10 protein-coding genes are annotated in these 23,439 nt (G+C 36.1%); 3 read left to right on the top strand and 7 right to left on the bottom strand.

Annotated features, from left to right (window positions below; all coding sequences use genetic code 11):
* Positions 1–326: 326 nt before the first annotated feature.
* A complete protein-coding gene (locus tag ZPR_RS13925) occupies positions 327–2,180 on the top strand; it encodes a glycoside hydrolase family 2 protein (protein ID WP_013072355.1) in 1,854 nt (617 codons plus the stop codon).
* 321 nt (positions 2,181–2,501) lie between these two features.
* Here the strand turns inward: ZPR_RS13925 and ZPR_RS13920 are convergent, their stop codons facing one another.
* The 7 genes from ZPR_RS13920 to ZPR_RS13890 form a co-directional block, all read right to left on the bottom strand.
* On the bottom strand, positions 2,502–4,097 hold the full coding sequence (locus ZPR_RS13920; protein WP_013072354.1) for a RagB/SusD family nutrient uptake outer membrane protein: 1,596 nt from the start codon (positions 4,095–4,097) through the stop codon (positions 2,502–2,504).
* Positions 4,098–4,115: 18 nt separating this feature from the next.
* Positions 4,116–7,106 carry a SusC/RagA family TonB-linked outer membrane protein gene (locus ZPR_RS13915; RefSeq protein ID WP_201765792.1) on the bottom strand — a complete coding sequence of 997 codons (2,991 nt, stop codon included), beginning with the start codon at positions 7,104–7,106 and terminating at the stop codon, positions 4,116–4,118.
* Positions 7,107–7,504: 398 nt separating this feature from the next.
* Positions 7,505–9,895 (bottom strand): glycoside hydrolase family 31 protein, encoded by a 2,391-nt coding sequence (locus tag ZPR_RS13910; protein WP_148211735.1) that lies wholly within the window; start codon positions 9,893–9,895, stop codon positions 7,505–7,507.
* Positions 9,896–9,996: 101 nt separating this feature from the next.
* Positions 9,997–12,333: a hybrid sensor histidine kinase/response regulator transcription factor gene (locus tag ZPR_RS13905; protein WP_049771452.1), complete on the bottom strand. Its 2,337-nt coding sequence runs from the start codon at positions 12,331–12,333 to the stop codon at positions 9,997–9,999.
* On the bottom strand, positions 12,282–13,778 hold the full coding sequence (locus tag ZPR_RS13900; protein ID WP_148211734.1) for a ligand-binding sensor domain-containing protein: 1,497 nt from the start codon (positions 13,776–13,778) through the stop codon (positions 12,282–12,284). Before ZPR_RS13900 ends, ZPR_RS13905 begins: the two co-directional genes overlap by 52 nt.
* Positions 13,779–14,304: 526 nt before the next feature.
* Complete coding sequence (locus tag ZPR_RS13895) at positions 14,305–17,121, bottom strand: M16 family metallopeptidase (RefSeq protein ID WP_013072349.1); 2,817 nt, start codon at positions 17,119–17,121, stop codon at positions 14,305–14,307.
* A gap of 122 nt (positions 17,122–17,243) precedes the next feature.
* Positions 17,244–19,715, bottom strand: coding sequence for a M14 family metallopeptidase (locus ZPR_RS13890; protein WP_013072348.1), 2,472 nt, complete (start codon positions 19,713–19,715; stop codon positions 17,244–17,246).
* A gap of 116 nt (positions 19,716–19,831) precedes the next feature.
* Between ZPR_RS13890 and bshC the strand changes: the two genes are divergently transcribed.
* Positions 19,832–21,448, top strand: coding sequence for a bacillithiol biosynthesis cysteine-adding enzyme BshC (bshC, locus tag ZPR_RS13885; RefSeq protein ID WP_013072347.1), 1,617 nt, complete (start codon positions 19,832–19,834; stop codon positions 21,446–21,448).
* A gap of 1 nt (position 21,449) precedes the next feature.
* Positions 21,450–22,814, top strand: coding sequence for a pyridoxal phosphate-dependent decarboxylase family protein (locus ZPR_RS13880; protein WP_041578948.1), 1,365 nt, complete (start codon positions 21,450–21,452; stop codon positions 22,812–22,814).
* Positions 22,815–23,439 lie beyond the last annotated feature (625 nt).

Genomic DNA, 23,439 nt, shown 5'->3' with positions numbered 1-23,439 from the left:
TGGCAGGAGTTTTTTGATTATTACCCTTCCAGGAAATTAAACAAATGACCTTCAAATCTTTATTGGTACCGCTAAAAGTGTATAAGACACCGTTGCTTGCCTCGAAATTGTAGAAAAGGTTATTCTTTTTACACCTCAAAAGGCTTGTCCCGAGATTCTTGATTTTTCCTACTACTTCTCTACATAATCAATACGTAATCTCTAAAAAATATATCGATTGCGAATTCAATAATTTTATTATATTAGTAAATGTAAAATTTACATTTATCTTTTTAGTTTTTTTATTTTTTAGACCTAAAAAGTATTATAACCAAATTCTGTTTTAAATGATATTTAAAAAAATTTTTGTTACATTTTTAGTATTATGCGCTGTTACTGCATTTGCTCAGGAAAATTTGATTGTTAATACCCAGAATCGTAAACAGGTTTCTTTAAACGGCACCTGGCATTACATTATCGATCCTTATGAAACCGGTTTTTATGATTATAGATATAAGGAGAAAGGTGAAAAAGATGCTGAAGCTTATTGGAACAATCCGGAACCCCATGGAAAAACCGATCGAAAAGAGCATGGTTACAATAATGATTACAGCATTCAGGTTCCCGGAGATTGGAATTCGCAGGACGATGTGTTTAAGTATTATGAAGGTACCGTTTGGTATCAAAGAGAATTTGATAAGCCGAAACTAGATGAAAATGAACGCATTTTTTTATACTTCGGTGCGGTAAATTATGAGGCTCATGTATATTTAAATGGCAAAAAGCTGGGAATGCATAAAGGCGGATTTACACCGTTTAATTTTGAAATATCACCAGGAATGCTGAAAGATAAAGGTAATTTTTTGGTGGTTAAAGTAGATAATAAACGCTATGCAGACGAAGTTCCTACATTAAATACTGATTGGTGGAATTACGGCGGAATAACCCGTGATGTCAAACTAATAATTACGCCACAAAATTTCATTCAGCAATACGCGATACACTTAAAACAGTCACAGGATATAGAAAAATCTTTAAAGCGTAAGAGATTTAATATTTCGGGTTACTTCAAATTAAATACTACTGCTGCTGAAGAAAAAATAACGATAGAAATTCCAGAAATTGGATTTAAAGAGAATGTGGATATTCGTGATTCTGAAGGCTCTTTTGATTTGGAAGCGAAAAAATTAGAGTTATGGTCACCAGAAAATCCAAAGCTTTACAAAGTAATGTTTACGTTGGGAGAACATACTTTAACCGATAAAATCGGATTTAGAAAGGTGGAAGTTTCTGGTAAAGATGTGTTGCTTAACGGTAAGGAAATCTTTATGCGCGGAATTAGTATTCACGAAGAAATAGCTCCTGAAATTCGTAGAGCTAAAAATAGTGCAGATGCAGATAAGCTTTTTGGTTGGGCTAAAGATTTAAACGTTAATATGGTTCGCCTGGCACATTATCCGCATAACGAATATATGACACGTGCGGCAGATTCTTTGGGGCTTTTGGTTTGGAGCGAAATTCCGGTGTACTGGACCATTGATTTTAAGAATGATGAGGTTTTAGAAAAAGCTAAAAAACAATTGGATGAAATGATTATCAGAGATCAAAATAAAGCCTCTGTAATAATCTGGTCTGTTGGTAACGAAACTCCGGTTAGTGAAGCCAGAACTAAATTCATGAAAAGTTTGGTGATGCATGCTAAAGAAAAGGATGATACACGATTGATTTCAGCGGCATTAGAAGTTGGTTATAATCGTGGTAGAAATTATATCGATGATCCTCTTGGGGAATATACAGATATTGTTTCTGTAAATGAATATTTAGGTTGGTATGGTGATTTACCTCACGCTAAAGTAAAATCAAAATGGGAAACAGCTTATGATAAACCCCTGTTTTTTAGTGAAACAGGAGCAGGTGCAAAAGGAGGATTTCATGCTGATAAAGAAACCAGATGGAGTGAAGAGTTTCAGGAATGGTATTTTGAAGAAACCCTTAAAATGATGGAAAATATGCCAGAGAATTTTACGGGCTTGTCTCCATGGATTCTGGTAGATTTTAGATCCCCAAAGCGTAACAATCCTAAATATCAGGAGGGCTGGAACCGCAAAGGTTTAATAGACGATAAAGGAAATAAAAAGAAGGCCTTTTTTACGCTAAAAAAGTACTATGAGAAAAAAGAAGAGGAATATAAGAAGAGATAATAGTACTATTTATGAATAGTTAAAGCCCGATTTTCAACTTGAAAATCGGGCTTTTAATTTTGGAAGCCTGCTTTCGTTTTCAGGATATAAAATAGTAGGATTTACTTTAGCTTAATTTTTAATCTTTAAATAGAGGGAGATTCTTCACATTCCCATACTTACTAACAGGCCGCTCAATTTAAAAGCTTTGAAGGTCTGGTTTTTTAGAAAGAATATGTGGTTTTAAAAACCATGATTCCTATAGATTTTTAAAAAAATATAATCTCAAAAAGCATCCATTTTTTTAAAAACAGATGCTTTAGATTAGTTTTATTTTTTGGATTATTCGCTATACCCAGGATTTTGTTTCAGATTACTATTGGTAAGCATAACATCGTATGGGATAGGATATAATTGCTTATTGATATCTGAGGCATCATGAGAAAACCAGGATTTTGTAGTAAAAACTCCGAATCTTATCAAATCCTGTCGGCGTCTTCCTTCCTGGCAAAACTCCCATCCAAGTTCATCTAAAAACCGACCATAAGTAATATTTGAACCGCCTTCAAAGGTCTGGGAATAGCTATCTCTACGTCCGTAATCGTAGTTACTTCCCATGTTAAGTTCCGCATCGGTAACTGTGGCTTCCTGAGCTGAATCAAAATCTCTCATCCTAACTTCGCTAACTAGTTCTCCTGCGCCAGACTGCCCTGAACGCATTAAAGCTTCAGCTTTCATTAGTAAAATATCTGCGTATCTAAATACAGGAAAATCATTACCAAGTCGGTTGGTACTACCTATTTTATATTCAAATTTACCCCAGCGATAGCCATCGTCTTTATCAGATTCGTCGATAGAAGGCACCGAGTTGGTGTAGTTTATAGATAATTCCTCTCCCGATAAAGCATATTGTTGCCCTTTTATATAATTTTCTTTTAACCTTTTATCATTAGGATTAAAAGAATCTATAAACTGAGGGGTTGCACAAACACCACCCCAGGGCGCGTATGCCATATCGTAGGTTTGTTGATTTTCTTGCGCTAATGTGTACATATGGAAATCGAAGGCATTCCAGTCAGTTACATATTTTTCGTCCATGGGTAGCGCAAAAATTATTTCTCTGGAATCTTGATTTTCGGTAATGAATACATTTTTTTGATTAGCTTCTAGATTATAGTTTCCGGAGGCCATTACCGCATTACATTCTTCGATACATTTTTGCCACATTGCCTCTCCTTTCCAAACCTCTGCATTAAGGTACATTTTAGCAAGTAGGGTGTGGGCAACCCATTTATTCATTCGTCCATAATAATAGCCTCTGGCTTCTTCAGATAAATTGTCGATATTATTTGTAATTTCTTCAATGATAAAATCAAAAACTTCAGAACGCTTGGACTGTTGTGGTAAACTTGTGTCGCTGTAATCGGTTACAATAGGAACATTGCCATAAAGATCTACTAAAATATAGTAATATGACGCCCTTAGTACTTTTAACTCAGATATTAAGGCATTTTGGGTATCTCCATCAGGTAAAACGATAACGCCCTGATCAATTTGATATAATAATCGGTTTACGGTATTTATCCCTTCAAAAGTCCTGCTCCAGGATTGGTAAACACTATCATCGTTGGTGGTCCAGGTATGTTGATGCCATCTTTTATAAATATATCCATCGATCCATCCTATTCCAATACGTGCAGGAATTACATCCTGATCTGCACTTAATTCCTGAGCTCTAACCACGCCATTCCATAAGAGCATTGTTTTACGCCAGGGAACATAGGCAGCATTTACCAATGCGCTAATATCATCTTCTGATTCAGGATTAAAATTTTCGCTTACTACACTGCCATAGCTATCATCATAAAGTTCGGTACAGGATATGTTAAACATTATCAGTAAAATACCAATGGCTATACTTATTTTTTTAGTTTTCATTAGAATTGCTTTTTAATTTTAAAATCTGGCACTAAGACCTAAAGTAAAAGTGGTTACGGTGGGGAATTTCTCCCTTCGATCTATTCCCGGGTTTAATCCTGAAGTATTTACTTCTGGATCGATACCATTATAGCCGGTTATCGTAAATGCATTATTCACCGATCCATATACCCTTAGAGATTTGATAATTTCAGTATTAAATTTATCTATAGTATACCCTAAAGCGATATTATCGATTTTCCAGTAATCTCCATCTTCAACATAGTAACTATTATATTCTGCCTGTACTTCTGGGCTAAGCGTTGTTTTTCCGAATACTTTATCAGTAACCGAAGAAAGACGATTGTCCCTATATCCGTTTTGAGTACCTTCAAAGTTCATTCTAGCTTCATTTATAATCTGGAAATTAAACGCCCCTCTCATATTTACCGTTAAATCCAGGTTTTTATAACGGAAAGTGTTATTGAAACCGGCGTACCATTTAGGGATACCATTACCTATATAATGGCGGTCTTCCGGAGCATGGCTAAAATCATCGTAAGCTACGGGATTCCCATTGGCATCTTCATATATCCATTTTCCATCCTGATCTACATCTGTTACTCTGAATCCATAGAAATTTCCTATAGATTGTCCTACCTGGACACGATGGGACCTTGTCGTTTGTCCTTCGTAATAAACATCTCCTGTATCAAAAAAGTCGTAATCGGTTTTGAATACACTGCCATTTAGGCTTTTCAATTTATTTTCGTTAACAGAATAGGTAATGGTACTATTCCAACTAAAATCTTCGGTTTCTACAGGTGTAGTATTAATCAAAACTTCAATTCCGCGATTTACCATATTCCCACCGTTGGCCATTATCGTAGGATATAGGTAAGGAGGCATAGAAACGTTGTAAGAATATAAAAGGCCTACCACATTGCGTTCGTAAGCATCTATTGAACCCGAAAGCCGACCGTTTTTAAGTGAGAAATCCACCCCAAGGTTGGTTTCTCTTTTTTCTTCCCATTTTAAATCGGGATTAGGGTTAGAGGCAGGAACAACAGTTCTTAACCATTGACCATTTACATAGGCATAATCTCCATATTTAAGCATTCCTATACCTAAAAAAGAATCTGCTGGTTGGGAACCGGTCACCCCATAGCCTGCTCTCAATTTAATTTCATTAAAAAGATTCTGGTTACTCATAAATTCTTCATTTGTGATTTTCCAACCAATAGAAGCTGCAGGGAAAGTTCCCCAGGCATTGTTGGTTCCCCAGAGCTGACTTGCACCTTCATGTCTGATACTGGCCATAAGCAGGTATCTATCTTTATAGGAATAGGTGACACGAGAAAAGAAACTAATCAGATTTTTTTTGAATTTTCCAGAACTCATTCCTGCAAAACCTTCCTGAAGCGCATTTCCAACGCCTATATTATGCCATCCACCAAAATAATCGTCCTGAAATCCAAAATTATTCATACCATACCATTCGCTTTCATTACTTAAGTAGCTGTACCCTAAAAGCACTGAGAACTCATGATTTTCCAAATCTTTATCATAGGTTGCGGTTAACTCTATTTGCCTATCGGTATCAGTATAGCCTCCTATGTTGGAGTAGCCCGCAAAACCATCCCTTATATTGGAAACGTGATTTAAAGTTTCAGAATAACCGTTGGTGCTTGGCTCCCTTGTCAACGAGAAGTTACCATTTAGCGTAAGCGCTTCTATAGGATTATAGGTTACTGTTCCAACGTAACGCATTTCAGAAGTTTTTACATTTCCGTCAGATTCTTTAATTAGGGAAAGCGGGTTTTCGTATCCTAATTTACTGATGTTCTGATACCAACTTCCATCTTCGTTTTTAATAGGTGCTGTGGGATTATAACGCATAGCCTGATAGTAGATCCAGGGCCTAAAGCTACTTCCTGCTCCGGTAGAGGTATATTTATTCTCTCTTCCTAATAAAGAAAATCGCAGATGCAATTTATCGTCAAACATCTTGTGATTTACTTCTAAGCGTCCTCTAAAGGTTTGGTTATCTGACTTTAAAAAGATGCCTTGCTGTGAATTATAATTAATGTTTGCAATATAATTGGTTTGTGAACTGCCTCCTCTAAGCGTAATATTATGCACATGGGTTATAGGGGTTCTGGTGATTTCGTCCAGCCAGTTGGTACTGGCCCCTAAATCTGATTCCGGATATAATTCCCGAAACTGTCCTGCACTTAAAAAATCGAGTTCTCTGGCAATCTTGGCAGTGCTTACATATCCAGAATATTCTACCGTATTTATCTTCGCACCTTTCGCTCTTTTTGTAGTAATTAAAACGACGCCATTCGTTCCCCTAACACCATATATTGCTGCGGCAGATCCATCTTTTAAAACATCTATGGTTTCGATGTCTTCTGGAGCAACCGTGTTTAAAGCTCCTGGTATACCGTCGATAAGTACCAGAGGGTCTGAATATGCACCAGATAGCGTATTGTTTCCTCTTAATTTGATTGAGCTTGTTGCTGTAGGATCTCCATTAGCATTGGTAACCGCCAGCCCAGCAACTTTTCCCTGTATCAATTGTCCGGCATCGGTTAGTTGCCCTTTATTAAAATCCTCGGCTTTAACATTAGCTACAGCACTGGTCACATCTCCTGCTTTTTGTTTTCCATATCCTATAAGTACGATTTCTTCCAGGGCATTGGTATCTTCTTGCAGGGAGATATTAACTACTCTATCCTTTCCTACAGCGATTTCCTGAGTAGCAAAACCCACATAAGTCACTACCAAAATAGATCCTTCAGGAGCGTCCAGGGTATAGTTGCCGTCAAAATCTGTAGAAGTTGCTATTTGTGTTCCTTTAACTACAATATTAGCACCGGCCAATGGCATACCATCATTTTCTGAAGTCACCTTACCCGTTATTGGTTCCTGAACATTCTGATGGGAGAAATCTACTATTTTTGCCTGGGCTTCATGGTTGAAACATACAAGCATTACGACAAGCAAGGCGAGAGTATACCTTGACATAACGTAATGAGTAAAAAAATAAAATTTACACATAAAAAATTGATTTAAATTAATAGTCTATTGTTTAATCTTTAAGTTTTACGTTTTGATTATGTTATTATATCAATGATCGAAACGAAAACCTTTTCGTTTTTCATGCTTTTTTTGTATTGTAGGTATCATGTTCTGCCAGATGACTTAAAAAAGTATATGCTAGCTTATTTGGGACTACTAAAATTGACGTTGTAGGCGCTTATTTTAGAAACTTATTATAACCCCGGCTTCGGGCCGCTTAATTTTTAAGCAAACACGCAAAGCCGGATCGGGTTATAAATTTTAACTTAAAATAGAGGGGATGATTTTAAGTGTATTTTTCAATCCCTATTAGAGGGGGGAATTCCGCGAGGTTCTTTTTTCTTTTAGAATGCTATAACCATCTTATCACCCTTGTAAGTGATTTTCTTTGTAGTTTTGGTTGTTTCAGCAGTTTCTATATGTAGTTGGAATGATCTATCTTTAAGCATTCCCTCAAACTTTCCTTGACGCTTTTCGATCGTTAATTGTTGTTTGTTATTATCCCAAACGAATTTTATTTCGCTATAGGCTCCCTTTTCGTAATTATAATTATCGTTCTCATCTTCATATAGTGTAAATTCAGCATCAGCACCGGGATATATATTTATTTGTAAGTTAGACCAGTCTTTTTGTTCAGCATAATCAACTTTAGGGCCTACGGGAACGATACTCCCTGCTTTCACATATAAAGGAAGAATATCTATTGGCGCTTTTTTATCGATAGTTTGTCCGCCAGAAAAACGTTCTCCGGTCCAGTAATCAAACCATTCTGTTCCTTTTGGTAGGTATACTTGACGATATCCATCTTGTTGAAAGTTTTCTTTTTTATCTTCGGTATACATCGATTTCAAAACCGGAGCGACTAAAAAGGAATGTCCAAACATATATTGATCATTAAGATCTAAGACCTTTTCATCTTTAGGGAAATCCATTACCAAAGCACGCATTAAGCTTGATTGTTGATTTGTAATCTGCCATGCCTCAGAATAGATATACGGAAGTAGGCTGTAGCGTAAATTGATATATTTTTCCAGGGCATCATATACGGGTTCTCCTTTTTTACCAAATTGGTAAATTTCGCGTGGAGCATCGGCTCCATGGGATCGCATCATTGGTGTGAAGGTTGCGAACTGAAGCCATCTTGCATAGAGTTCCCTATATTCAGGATCGTCTAATTTATCCTTAAACTCCCATATAAAGAAACCTCCAATATCGCTATTCCAATATGGGATGCCCGTAAGTGAAAAATTAAGTCCTGAGGATATCTGGTCTTTTAGTGTTTTCCAGGAAGCTTCGGTATCGCCAGACCAGGTATTGGCAGCATAGCGTTGCTGGCCGGCAAAAGCCGAACGCGTTAAAATAAATACCCGCTTATCTGAGGTAGCTTCACGCATATGCTTATATACACCGCCTACCGTCATTAATGGGAAAGCATTACGTACTTTTCTAAAAGAGCCTAAATAGGTTTTTTCATCAAAATCTTCAGGTTTGATATCTAAATGATCTGGTTCTGTAGAGTCCATCCACCAGCCATCGATGCCCAGGGAGAATAAACCTTTTTTTAGATATTTCCAATAGATATCTCGTGCTTTTGGATTATAAGGATCATAAACCCTTACGCCTGAAGGATAATCCATGTTTGGTGGCCAGTCACTTTTACCAGATTGTGGCCATGTAGAAAAGTTGAACAACATGTTATCTTTTTCCAATTCTTTATAAGGTTGGGTTTTTGGTCCAAAAGAAGACCATATTGAAATAATAATATGTGCATTCAATGCATGGATATCGTCTACCATTTTTTGAGGATTCGGGAATTCTTCATTTAAAAATTCCATGGCATTCCAATGGTAATTATCTCCCCAATACTGCCAATCCTGGATTATACCATCTAATGGAACTCCTAAATCACGATATTTTTTCACAACACCAACGGTTTCTTCCTGACTTTTATAGCGCTCTTTACTTTGCCAGTAGCCGTATGTCCAAAGTGGGAACATAGGCGCCTGTCCCGTTAATTGTCGCATGTGAGCAATCACACTATCGGCATTACCGCCATACATAAAGTAATAATCTATTCCATCACCAACTTCTGAGGTAAAAGAAGTGGCGCTTGTATCGTCGCTAAACGTAGTAGGAGAGTAATTGTCCCAAAATAAACCATATCCTTTAACCGATTGGAAAAACGGAATATAATCTTCGCGGTTTGCCTGGATCATTTTAACTTCCAGGTTGCGTTGTGACATTTTGCCATTTTGTAAAATCCCAAGGCCATAAATAGTCTCCTTGGGATCTAAATTAAAGCTTTGGCTTACCGTATAGGTGTCCTGATCTACATCTTTAAATGGAGTAAATAAAGGATCGCCTGTTTTCTCTTTTAAAAGAAGCGAGTGATCTGGAGAATTATAACGTATATTACCTGTTTTGGTATTAATAGCGATCTCCAGTTTTTCACTTTTCAATAGGAGTTCATTCTTTTTTTCTTCAATTTTAAATGATGTTTTTTTAGGCTCTAAAACAACTGAAAGACTTTTCTTTTCAAAAGAAGAATTCTTTGGGGTTTTTATAACCCTAACCATGGAAGATGTATAGAACTGAATCTCAAGATTAGCATTTTCCAGACTTAATTTTATGCCTAATTTGGTTTTCTCATAATTAGGATCGTTGTTAAAAGCAAGAGAAGTAAAGGTAAAAGCAATACATGCTATTCCCATTAAAAAGTATTTAATATGAGTCATTTAGAATAATTTTATGAATCAAATTTATTTTTAAATACATAAAATGAGTAGTGCAAATGTTGCAACAATTATCATATTGGTTGAATTTTCGTTGTAATTTCTCAGTTTTTATAATCTGATGGTTTTTTTCCATATTCCTGCTGGAAACATTTTCCAAAATAGCTAAGGCTGGAAAAACCTACTTTAACAGATACCTCGGAAACTGATTTTCCTTCATCCAAAAGTTGGCGAGCATGTTTTAATTTTATGGAGCGAATAAAGGCAGTAGGAGATAGGCCAGTAATAGCCTTTATTTTTCTGAAAAGTCCGGTACGATCCATGTTAAGATCACTACTTAATTGCTTAACAGAATAAGCTGTGTTTTCCATATTTTCGTGAACCTTCTGTAGCGCTTTTTCCATGAATAAGCTATCGGTTTTACCGATCGTTATTTCGTCTGGCTTAATTTCAGCTGAATTTTTAAAAACTTCTTTTCGGGATTGTTGTTCCTGTACCAGATTTTCAATACGTTGTTTAAGGATTTCCAGATTAAAAGGTTTATCCATATAAGCATCGGCCTTAGCTTCAAAACCTTTTAATTTAGATTCTTCTGAAGATCGTGCGCTAAGTAAAATCACCGGGATATGAGAGATTTCAATATCACTTTTAATATTATGGCATAAAGTTATTCCCGTCATTACGGGCATCATTATATCACTAATCACAAGATCGGGATGATGTTTTTTTACTTGTTCTAAACCTTCTAACCCATTCTTTGCCGTATAAATATTAAAATCCTCTTTAAGTTCAGAAAACAAGAAATCCTGAAAATCTGGATGATCCTCTACAATTAAAATGGAAAAGCCCTCATTGGTATCTTTATAAGAAGTTAGGATTTTAGGTTGGGCAGGAATATTTATCCTTACCGGAATCCTTACGGTAAACGTGCTTCCCTTAGCTGGTGCACTGGTTACATTTACCGTTCCCCCTAATAATTCCAGGTAAGATTTAACCAGATGTAAGCCAATACCGGTACCGGTATTCTCACCTTCAGGATTAGATCGATAATAGCGTTCAAAAATTTTTGGTACTTCTTCCTTTGCAATCCCCTTACCATTATCCGTAACCTGTATTTTAAGGATTTCTCCATCTAGTTCCCCGATAAAGCTCACTTTGCCCTCTTGCGGTGTAAATTTAAATGCGTTAGATAACAGGTTGCTTACTATTTTTTTAAACTTTTCATTATCTATAAATATTAAGGTTTCTTCTTTAGAAATTTCTCTTTTAAAACGTATTCCCTTATGCTGTGCTAATTCATCAAAAGGCTGAGTAACGTTATTTAAAAGCTGATTAAGCTGGCAGCAATCAGAATTTACAGATAGTTTCCCGGTAGTTTCGATTTTGCGAACGTCCAGTAATTGATTTACCAATTGTAACAACTCTATAGCACTTTGATGAATTTTAGTCAATTTAGAGCGATTCGAACTATTTTCGGTTTTTAGAATAGAGGCTAAAGGAGTAATGATAAGGCTAAGTGGCGTTTTTAGTTCATGACTTACATTGGTGAAAAACTGATCTTTTAAAGTCCGTAATTCTTCCGACTGTTTTGCTTTAAGTTTTTCCTTTTGATATTTTAAAAGTAAGTGGAAACATAGATATATAATGAACAAAATCAGTACTATGTAACCCAGGTAGGCCGGCCAGGTTTTCCACCATGGGGGTAAAATGATAATATGTAGAGTGGCCATATCACTCCATATTGTTCCGTTAGCAGAAGAGGTCACTTTTAAGGTATAGTCTCCCGGGCTTAAATCGGTATAAGAAGCTTTTCCTAATCCATTATCCGGTGCTATTTCCTGCCAGTTTTCGTCGATTCCCTCAAGCCTATATTTGTATTTTGTTTTCGATACATTGGTGTAATTTAATCCAGAAAAACTTAAAGAAAAGAAATTTTGTCGGTGCTTCAGTGTAATTGCTGAGGTGTATTGTATGGCTTTATCTAAAATGGTTTTACCGTTAAATTCCTGCCCTGGTGATATAGGCTTCCCAAATAATTCGAACTGCGTGAAAATTGGTACTTCTAATTTTGTTTTTTCTAAAAGATTATTGGCAGGATTAAAAATATTAAAACCATCCAAGCCGCCCCATAACAAACTACCATTGTTCATTTTTAGTACTGAATTTTTTACAAATTCATAATCTACAACACCATCATATTGGTTATAATTTGTAAAAAAGAAGGCCGGGTCCTTTTTTTCTTCAGATATATGTACACAAGACAACCCGTTAGAAGTAGCTACCCAAATTTGTTGTTTATCATCTTCTATAATCGATTGGATACTGTTGTTTACCAAGCCATCTTTTGCATAGAAATGTTTAAGTTTATTTTTTTTAGGAAACCAAACACTTAATCCATCCTGAGAAGCGGTCCATAACCATCCACGACTATCCGTATACAAATCATTGATGGCCTGGTTCTTTTGATGAAAAAAGCGAATTTCAGTATTGGTTTTTGCTGTTTGGAGACAATCTTCTTTAAGATTATAAAAAACAGGCCTTCCCTGGAAACTCCGGCATACTTATTAGAATCAATCCTTGAAATATTAAAAATTGGAGCTGATTTTTCTGTTACCTGTGTTATAGCATTATTTTTAGAGTTCAATAAAAACAAACCCTGATCTGTAGCCAACAAATATTGATGAATTGAAGCGCCAAGATACTGGTAAACTTGTGAGAATGGGGTTTTTAGTTTTTGGAAAGTCTTTTTATTGGAAATATAGAGACCATTGGATGTGCCAATCCAGCAATCATCATCCTCGGTAAAAATAAACCTGCATTTTAATGGAGTTGTAAATCTTGAAAATCGCTCTATTTTTTGGTTCTTTGGATAATATAAAAAAACTCCGTTATCAGTAGCTACTAAAACTTTATCGTCAAATTCAGAAAACCCATTTATTACGATATCTTTTTCTGAGGTATGAGGAAAGAACTTATGTCCGATATTTTTAAATTTAAAACGGTCCCGGTGATAATATAAAAGCCCTCTGTTTAATGTACCGATCCATACCCCTTTATTCTTGTCAAAGAAAATAGTACTTATTTCAGAATTAATGACATCTCCATTTAGCAGTTTAAGTTTTTCTATGGTTCTTTTGTGGAATAGTGAAGTATCTATTTGCATAATTCCTTTAGGATTGGTAATCCAAATATTGCGATTCCAATCGATGCTCAATGTATTTAGAAAATAATCGGTTTTAAGAAGCATCTCCCATTCTCCACTGTTCATATCCAACCGATGTGCAATTCCCAAGCTATCCCCATTTCTTAATTGATAGATGTAATGTTTATCTGGAACCACCAATAAAGTATTGTGATAAGGTTTATTTTGAATGGAATTTTTAAAATGCCTAATTTTTTTTGAAGTGAGATGGTGAGCTTCTACCTGTCCTGAGCGATAAAATAGAAAAACCTGATTTTTAGCTACCGTAAGGTCATAAAGCGGATCGTTTTTAGGCAACTTATCTATAAAAACCGAAGCCTTTTCTTTATCCTTAGGTTTAAAAAATAACTTTCCGCTTTCCCCTTTATACCAAAAGTCTTTATTAGGATCAATAAAAAAATCAGTCACTTTTTCATTTATTCCCATTTTTTGAAAAATTTGATCCACATCGGTAATCAATTTTTCTTTTTTCATGTCGATATACTTAAGCGAGTATGTATTCTTCAGCCAGATACCGTCGTTAGGACCTATATAAAGGCGGTGATAACCGGAATAATCGGATAGTTCATAATCTTTATCTTCATTATAGTGCATATAAGTAAAAGAGCTCCCGTTATAAATGTCTACCAGACCCTCTGTAACAATAACCATCCTGCCATCACTTAACTGACCGATGCTACGCACCTTATTTCCCGATAAGCCGTCACTCGCATTTATTTCTGAAAAGACATATTGCGGGGATTGTGGGTATAAAAATTCAACAGAAAGAAATAAAAAAATGAAAAATTTTAAAGTCGGCCGAAATCGTTCCTTAAGGAGATATGATGATGTAGGGTTAGAAATATACACTTTAAATTTTTCTATTAGGTGTGCGCAAAAATGTATTAAAATTAGATAGCGATTTTTTGCGGCGTTTTATTTTAAGATCCTTAAAATGCTTCAGATGCTTAGGTTAAATATACAAATGTTATTTAAACATTTATTTTTTCGAATGTTTAAAGTGTTATTATAGAACAGTCTTTAGGAAGTCTAAACATTGAATGCTGTTTTTCTCTTCTTCAAATCAGTACAAAAGAGGAAGATTGGTATTACAAAATATAAAATATGATGTTATCTCAATGAATAAGCTTTTAATATATTATTTTTTTAATAAAAAGCCCCATTCTTAATAATTAAAGAATGGGGCATATTGTACGAATTTTGATTAAACTTATTCCTGTTCAGGGTTTAAAAGTATGGGGTTTCCAAAGCCCAGTTGCCCTAGTTTATCTAGTTGAGTCTTGGCATCACCAACAATTAAATAATACATCCGGTTTGGATTGATATATTTTTTTGCTAAATCCTGAATATTAAGAATATCCAACTTATTAACCAGTTCTTCTCTTTGCTTAATATAATCGTAATCACGATCGTAATTACTAATTTCACTAAGCATATTAAGTTTAGCATCTAAAGTTTCAAATTTACGCATGTTACTCTTTATCATATAGCTTTTAGTAACCTCCAGGTCATACTGATTAAAATTCTCTGGATAATTTTGCAATATGTTCTTTACAAGTTTAGCAGCATCATCTGTAATATTGGTTCTTACACCGGTAGAAATCATAAACCAACCTGCATATTTATCTCCAAAAAATCCCGATCTAATGCCATATGTATAGCCTTTACCTTCCCGTAATTGCTGGGTAAGCTGGGAAGCAAAACTACCACCGCCCAACCGGTAATTCATTACTTCTGCCGGATAGAAATCTTTACTGGTAGCTGCCATCGCCGGTGAGCCAAACCTAAAAACAGATTGTTTCGCTCCCGGAATATCATAGAAATATACCTTCGATTTTTTTGGAAGTTCAGGTTTGGTAATCCTGGGCAACTGTACATTTTTTGCCGGCCAGTTTGCCGAAATTGATTTTAAAGCATCGGTGGCCTGACTTTTATCCACCGCACCCACCACTAAAAATTTGGTGCGCTGTGGTGTCAAATTCTCCTGGTAATAATCCTTTAGATCCTTAATGTTAATATCCTCAATACTAGACTTAGTTCCAAGTATATTTTTAGATAGTATATTTCTTTCGCCATAGATCAGTTTTTGAAATTCCAGATTGGCGATAACGTCTGGATTTGCTTTTTCTTCTTCAAGCTGGTTAAGCACCTGCTGTTTTGCCAGTTTAAATTCTTCTTCGTCCCATCTTGGGTGCAATAATATTTCTTCAACCAGAGCGATAGTTTCTGTAAAGTTTTTAGCCAAAGTACTACCGGAAACACTAATTTGAGTTTTGCTCGAATTAATCCTGATATGGGCACCTAACAAAGCGATGGCTTCTTCTAATTCTTCCGGGGTTTTATTCGCTGTTCCTTCCCCTAAAATTTCTGCCAGTAAATTAGAGACTCCAGTTTTGTTTGGGTTTTCCAAGAGTAATCCGCCCTCCAACTGAAATTCAAATTTCACTAGGGGAACCTCGCTATTAGTGATTCCATAAACCTGCATTCCTGAAGGCATAAAATCTTTCCAAACTGCAGGAGTAGTAAGCTGTGGTGTGGCAGCATAGGGAGGCTCAAGACTTCTATCAAAGCTGGATGGAGTTTTTTCGTAATCGGCTTGTTGGGAGGCATCAAAATCCTCTTCAGCCCCTTCAACGATTTTCTCTTCATCAATTTCTGCGGGTTTAGAATTTTCCAGTGCTAATGTTTTTTGCCCTTTAGGTACAAAACTTGTAGCCACATAATTCTGATCTTTGATGTATTTATTAAAAACTTGCATCACGTCTTCCTTGCTTACCGCCAGGAGCTTGTTCATTTCTTTATTGATAAAGTTAGGATCGTTGGCAAAAATCTGATATTGGGCTAGCTGAAAGCCTTTTCCCAGGACGCTACTAATACTATTATAAAAACTGGTTTCCTGTCCGGCTTTTATACGTTTAAGATCTTTATCTGAAATTCCGTTTTTGGAAAATTCAGCAAAAGTTTCTTCGATTGCCGCAGCTACGCTATCTAAATCTTTTCCCTCGTAAGCTCTAACCTGAAGCAATAGTTCCCCGGCAAGTTCAGAGCTATAATTGTACATGTTAACCGATCCCGTGAATTCTTTTTCTTCTACCAGTTTTTTGTACAAAGGCGCATTTTTTCCGCTACTTAAATATTCAGCCAGAATAGAGAAGGCATAAGAATCTTCATGATACGAATAAACGCTAGGCCAAGCCATAGTTAATTCGGGCAGACGCGCAAAGTTGTCCTCGTAATACAATTTTTTGGTCTCCTCGAGATCTACTAATTGCTTTTCCTGTCTTTTAATTTCTTCTCCAGATGGGATTTCATCAAAATATTTATGCACCCATTGTTTTGCCTTTTCTTTATCAAAATCACCGGCAATCGTTAAAATCACATTATTAGGGACATACCATTGATTATAGAAATCTTTTACATCCTGAAGTGTAGCATTTTGAAGATCCTCTAAACTACCAATGACCTGCCAGTTGTATGGATGATCTTTAGGATAAAGATTTTTGTCGATAACATACATTGTATGTCCATAAGGCCGGTTATCATAACTCTGTCTTTTTTCGTTTTTAACCACCTGCTTTTCTTTGGCCAAGACCGGTTTGGTTACCGTATTGATAAAGAAGCCTAATTTATCGGCTTCTGCCCAGATCATTTTTTCAAGAGCATCTTTAGGTACTGTTTGAAAAAAGTTGGTGCGATCGCGACTAGTCGATCCATTGGCACCAGAACCACCAATTCTTGCACTCATTTTATCGAGTCCGCCTTTACCCAAGTTCTCAGATTCCAGAAATAATAAATGCTCGAATAAATGAGCAAAACCGGTACGATTCTCTTTCTCTCTCGCCGATCCTACGTGTGCAGTTAGCGCCACTGCAACTACAGGATCTGAATGATCGGTATGCATAATAACGGTAAGGCCATTAGGCAATGTAAAACTTTCAAAGTTTACTTTTAGCGAACTATCTTCCTGCGCATTTAGCGTATAAACGAATAGCACATAAAAAAGTATAAGTATTTTTTTTAATGTCATTGTTTACAATTTAATTTTCAGCATTCAGCATTCAGCATTCAGCATTCAGCATTCAGCATTCAGCATTGACTTCTAGAATCTAAGCTCTAATATCTTAAATTTCATCTCTAGCATCTAAACTTCTACTTTACCATAAATAAGGCATTAGCAAAAAACAATTTACCATTCTGCCAGAACGATCTGAATAATGGATTATCTACCATGTAGATTACGCTACCGCGCCCCATATTTTCTTCAGCAAAAACAACAGAATTCTCAAGTGTTTTATAGGCTTCGCTTCCTACAAATCCAGAAACTACCTGAGGTTCCTGCATATAAGCAACATTATAACCTTTGCTAAGTATTCCATAATTACTACTGCCCAGTTTAAGACTGAAATACGTTTTATCATATCCAAAAGCCAGTGGATGCGTATTATCAACTGTGGTTTTAACAATACTTCCTGGACTATTATTTTTAATGCTTTCTCGTTGTCTCATGCTGTAAGGCGTAAGATTCGGCTTATCAGCATCATCTTTATTTTCCTCATCATGATTTTGTTTGATATTAAAACCATCTTTACCCGCAAAATAACCAACAGCTCTTCCAATGGTGATCATTTTTCCACCAGCGCGAACAAAGTCTTGTATCTTTTTTATAGAATTGTCACCTAACACGCTTGCGTAATAACCTTCCGGAATTATTAAAATATCGTAAGAATCAAGATCGATTCGGTTAAAATAATCGGTACCGATAGCGGTTACAGGATAATCTAATTCCTGCTCAAAGAAATACCAGATCTCCCCGTAATTAAGGGAAGAAGTCCCTTCACCGCGAAGAATGGCAATTTTAGGATTACCGATTAATTTTACATCTGGAGATCCAAAATCGGGTCCGCTGGTTACAAAACTTGTATTGGCTATGGTCAGTTCTCTTTTTAATTCATTTGCGGTTGCAATCACAATTTCATTAAAATCTTCGAGATTTTTATTATCACTTTTTGTAATAATTAAACTACCAGCACTAAATTTTTTCCCTTCCGAAGAAAAAGGAAGTTCGCTAAACCTAACTTTTACATTCTGCTTTAATAAAGCCGCTAAAAATTCGGCATCTTTCATGCTATTCCATTTGGCGATATATCCTGCACCTTCAGCATTTACTGTATTATTTATATTCGATGTTTCCGTAGTACTTTTTCCGGAATAAGCTTTAGTACTTGCAACAGCATTTAAACCATAGGCATAAGCTAAGCTCCATGCCGTGATGTCATAGGTGATCGAGTCGTTTAATTTTGTTTTAGGTTCAAAAAGTACTTCAACCATATGTCCTTTTGGTTGTTGGGTGCTCACCAGTAAGGTTTGATGTGTGGTGATTAAATTTCCATCTTTGTTTTCAGTAAAGCTGTACCCTGATATTTTTTCGCCAGATCTGGCGTTAGAATATTTAATTTCATGACGATCTAATAATTCTTTTAAAGCATCAATTTTGTCTTTATCGCCATTAAGTGCAAAAGTTTGATATTTTCTATCAAGATCGCTAAAATAATTACTGAATTCTTGTGAAAGTTCTTCTGCATTTTTTGACGCCATTTCTATGGTCGATATTCCTGTAGTAAAATGGTGTTCAATTCGGTCTTTTAAGGTTAAAATATAACCCTGGTCGGTTTTGATTCCTAATCCGCCACGGCCATGACCTGCCTGTTCGTAGGTCATCCCAATAGCTCCCATATATGTTGGATAGGTGTCACCATAACTTGGATAAAGCAAATCAAAACTTTCTTTAGTGAAAAATAACCATCCTTCTTTATCAAAATATTTAGCGTTGTTTTTACCAATTCTTGTCTGGAAATCTCTTTGAAAAGGCGTAATAATATCATGGAATGGCTCGGCTGCGGGAGCAAAATAATAGGGGTTGTTAATTCCCTGTTCATGAAAATCGACATGAATATGCGGCATCCACTGATTATAGATTTTTAAACGGCTTTGTGTTTCAACCTGTGTGGCCCAAACCCAATCACGGTTTAGGTCGTATAAATAATGGTTAGGCCTGCCACCGGGCCATGGCTCGTAATGTTCAGCAGCATCTTGTGAAGTACTAAATGGCGTTTGCTTTACCTGATTATACCAGTTGGCATAACGATCACGTCCATCGGGATTCACACAAGGATCGATAATAACGATGGTGTTTTTTAACCAGTCCTGCTTTTCAGTAATTAGATTATAAAGGGTTTTCATCGAAGCTTCCGTACTAGATGCTTCATTACCATGCACGTTATAACTTAACCAAACGATGGCTTTATCGGTTGTGGGAGTGCCGTCTAAGATGCCGGTTTGGCGCAAGTGATTTTTTCTGATTTCCTCGATGTTTCCAAGATTTTCTTTTGTAGAAATCACGGCACAGGTAAGTGGTCGTCTTTCATTGGTTTTACCGTAAGTGTGATAAGTAACTAAAGGAGATTTTTCTGCGATATATTTAAAATAATCTACAACATCGGCATGTCTTGAAAATTGGCTTCCAAGTTCATATCCTAAAAAATCTGAGGGTGATTTTACCTGTGCTTTTACATTTACAAAACTCAGGATCGTAAAGGTAATTAGGAGTAATTTATTCTTCATAAAATGAGTGAGGGGTTTAATTAATTGTAGTAAAGATAGGGTAGACAGGGGAATTAACTAAAATTTAGTGGATAAAAGTTATATCTTCGGTATCTTAGCAAACTCAAAAAAAGTGTATGCCTACTGATTGTATTTCGTATTCCGAAACCAATTATTTTTCCAAACTTATTTTGGATTACCTGGAAAAGAAGGAAGAATTATCGCCATTTTATCATCGATTTCCTGAAATTGGAAATTTTGAAGCTCAAATTAAAGAAAAGCAACAAAGTTTTTCTTCGGAAAATAGAAAGGTTTTGGTAGAAAGCCTTAAGAAACAATACAACGGAGTTGAAATTTCTGATGCTACCTTGGACCATATTGAAGCACTTTCTAAAGACACTACATTTACCATCACCACCGGACATCAACTAAATTTGTTTACCGGGCCGCTGTATTTTTTATATAAGATCATTTCAGTAATCAATCTTACTAAAATCCTTAAAAAGAAGCATCCGGAATATGATTTTGTCCCGATTTACTGGATGGCTACTGAAGATCATGATTTTGCTGAAATTAATTATTTTAATTTAAACGGGAAGAAATTTCAATGGAATTCTACAGAAAAAGGTGCGGGTATCGATGCGGTAGGTTATTTATCAACGGAAGGCCTGAAGGAGGTTTTTGAACTGTTTTCCTCAGAAATTGGGGGTGGTAAGGATGCTGAATATTTGAAATTCTTGTTTAAAAATGCCTATTTAAAACACAGCAATTTAACTGAGGCAACACGTTATCTGGCCAATGAGCTTTTTAAAGAATATGGGCTAGTCATTATGGGCGCACAACAACCCGAGCTTAAAAAATTGTTTATACCTTTTGCTGAAAATGAATTGCTTGAGCAACGCTCTTTTAAAACAACTAAAGAAAACACCGAAAAATTATCCAATCTAGGCTATAATGTACAGGTGAATCCGCGTGAAATCAACCTTTTCTATTTAAATAATGGGTATCGTGAACGTATTATAAAACGAGACGGAAGATTTTATGTACACGAGAAGCAAATAGAATGGACTAAAGAGGAGATTATTGCTGAATTGCATGAGCAACCGCAGCATTTTAGCCCAAACGTGATGATGCGACCACTTTTTCAGGAAGTTATTTTGCCTAACTTATGTTATATCGGTGGTGGCGGCGAATTGGCTTACTGGCTGGAATTAAAAGATTATTTTGAAGCTGAAAACGTGCCTTTCCCGATGCTACTGCTGCGAAATTCAGCCTTACTACAAACCGAAAAGCAAAAAGAAAAGCGGAAGAAATTAGATATTTCTAATAAAGAACTTTTTTTAAAGCAGCACGAATTAATCAACAGAAAAGTTCGTAAAATATCGAATATCGATATTGATTTCAGCAAACAAAAGGAATATTTGGTAAATCAGTTTCAAGAAATGTACGATTTAGCTCAAAAAACCGATAAATCTTTTCTTGGTGCAGTGAAGGCCCAGGAAGTAAAACAATTAAAAGGATTAGATCATCTGGAAAAACGATTGCTGAAAGCGCAAAAACGAAAATTAAAAGATGAGGTAAGCCGAATCGCAGCTTTACAAAATCAACTTTTCCCCAATAAGAGTTTACAAGAGCGACAAACCAATTTTTCTGAAGTTTATGCCATGTACGGTCAGGAGCTTTTAGATACACTTTTTGAGCATTTAAATCCTTTAGAACAACATTTTAAAATTCTCACTTTTGGAACAAAATAAGATGCATACGATAGATATGGATCTGGTAGAAATGACGCTAGACGTTATGAAATATACCATAGATCGTATCTCGAATATAACACCAGAGCTTGGCGCTCCTAAAAAGGAAGAAGAATTATTACGAATTGTAGGGGAGACCATCACACCCAATGGAATTGGTGGGGAGAATGCCTTTAAACTTTTTAAAGATGTTCTGGTAAAGGCCTGTGTGCCTATTGATCATCCAAGGCATTTAGCTTTTGTTCCTGCAGCACCAACCCGGGCAGCTATTATGTTCGATTTGGTAACCTCGGCTTCCAGTATTCATGGCGCATATTGGATGGAAGGTGCCGGTGGAATTTTTTGTGAAAACCAGGCGATGAAATGGCTGGTTTCTCTTACCGGTTTGCCGGAAACCGCATTTGGGGTTTTTACCAGTGGCGGTACGGCAGCAAATCTCTCGGCTATGGTTGCGGCAAGGGAAGAATGGCGAAGAAGATCTTCAGATAATGTAAGTGTACGCGGATTGCTATTAACTTCAGATGGGGCACATAGTTCGGTACAGGCTATGGCTAAGGTTATTGATGCCGATGTAGTGATGATCGATAATCACGATGAAAGGATCACTGGCGCAGAACTTCGTAGAGCGATTGAAGAGCTTGAAGAAAAAGATAGAAAACGTTTATTTGCGGTTGTGGCTACCGGAGGAACAACCAATGCCGGAATAATAGATGAACTGGATTCTATAGCTAGTGTTTGCGAACAGGAAAATGTTTGGTTTCATGTAGACTGTGCTTACGGTGGTGGTGCTTTAGCAGCAAATTCAGTTCGAAATTTATTTAACGGTATCGAAAAAGCCGATAGCATTACGATAGATCCTCATAAATGGCTTTTTTCTCCCTATGATTGTGGGGCGGTAATTTATAAGGATTTAAAACATGCCAAAAATGCCCATTCTCAAAAAGGAGCGTATTTAGAAATTTTTAAAGATGAAGGGGCACAGGGCTTTAATCCAGCAGATTATCAAATTCAATTAACACGTCGTGTACGCGGTATGCCTTTGTGGTTTTCTTTGGCCATGCACGGAACAGATAAATATAAGCAGGCCATTGAACGAGGTATTGAGCTTGCTAAAATTGCTGAGAACAAAATAAATGAAAGCGAGCATGTTGAGGTGGTGCGACCTTCCAGCTTATCAGTGGTTTTATTTAGAAGAAAAGACTGGACGCCAGATCAATATAAAGACTGGACCTATAAAAATCACAATTCTGGTTTCGCATTGGTTACGCCAACCACCTGGAAAAAAGAAACAGTAGCGCGTTTCTGCTTTATCAATCCAGATACAACGGAAGACGATATCGATAAGATCCTAGCATCGATGAAATAGGATTCGGTTGAAGCAATAAAGCATTTAACTAATAAGCTCAGCTCCAACCTTGATCTTTCTTGAGGTTGCGATCAATTTTTTGTGCATAATAAAGATTTTGATGTTTTTGTTCATTTAAAAGTAAAGTCCTTGTTGAAGGCTTCTTGGTTCCTTCACGTTAGAGCTTTTACAATTATAATATATCCTGCCTTATCCATAAAACGACCTAAATGGAGAGATTTTTTAATTTTTTCTTTTACATCGTTGCTCAGAAAGTCCGATTCATAATCATTGCGTTGTGTTAATCCATAACATGAGAAATATAACCAGATTTATTTATAGATCATTAGATATAAATACAATTGTGTATATAATAAAAGATGATCATCTTTCTTAGATAGCTTTTGTTTTATGAATATCGATAAAAGTTAGAATATTCCGATACCGATGAATATCGACATCACTTCGAAAGTTTTAATATTTTTCGGTTTATACCCGGGAACTATTAAAGTAGCTAGCGGTTAATAATGACTATTTTTTATATAGTACATGATTTATGATACTATTTTATGTCTTCTTAATTTTTAAAAAAGCATAGTTTTCTTCAGAAATGTTTTAACTTAAAATCCGTAAAAATAAAAGCATA

Origin of the sequence: Zunongwangia profunda SM-A87, assembly GCF_000023465.1 — a bacterium.
GTDB lineage: Bacteria > Bacteroidota > Bacteroidia > Flavobacteriales > Flavobacteriaceae > Zunongwangia > Zunongwangia profunda.
This window is presented reverse-complemented; position numbering and strand designations above follow the sequence as displayed.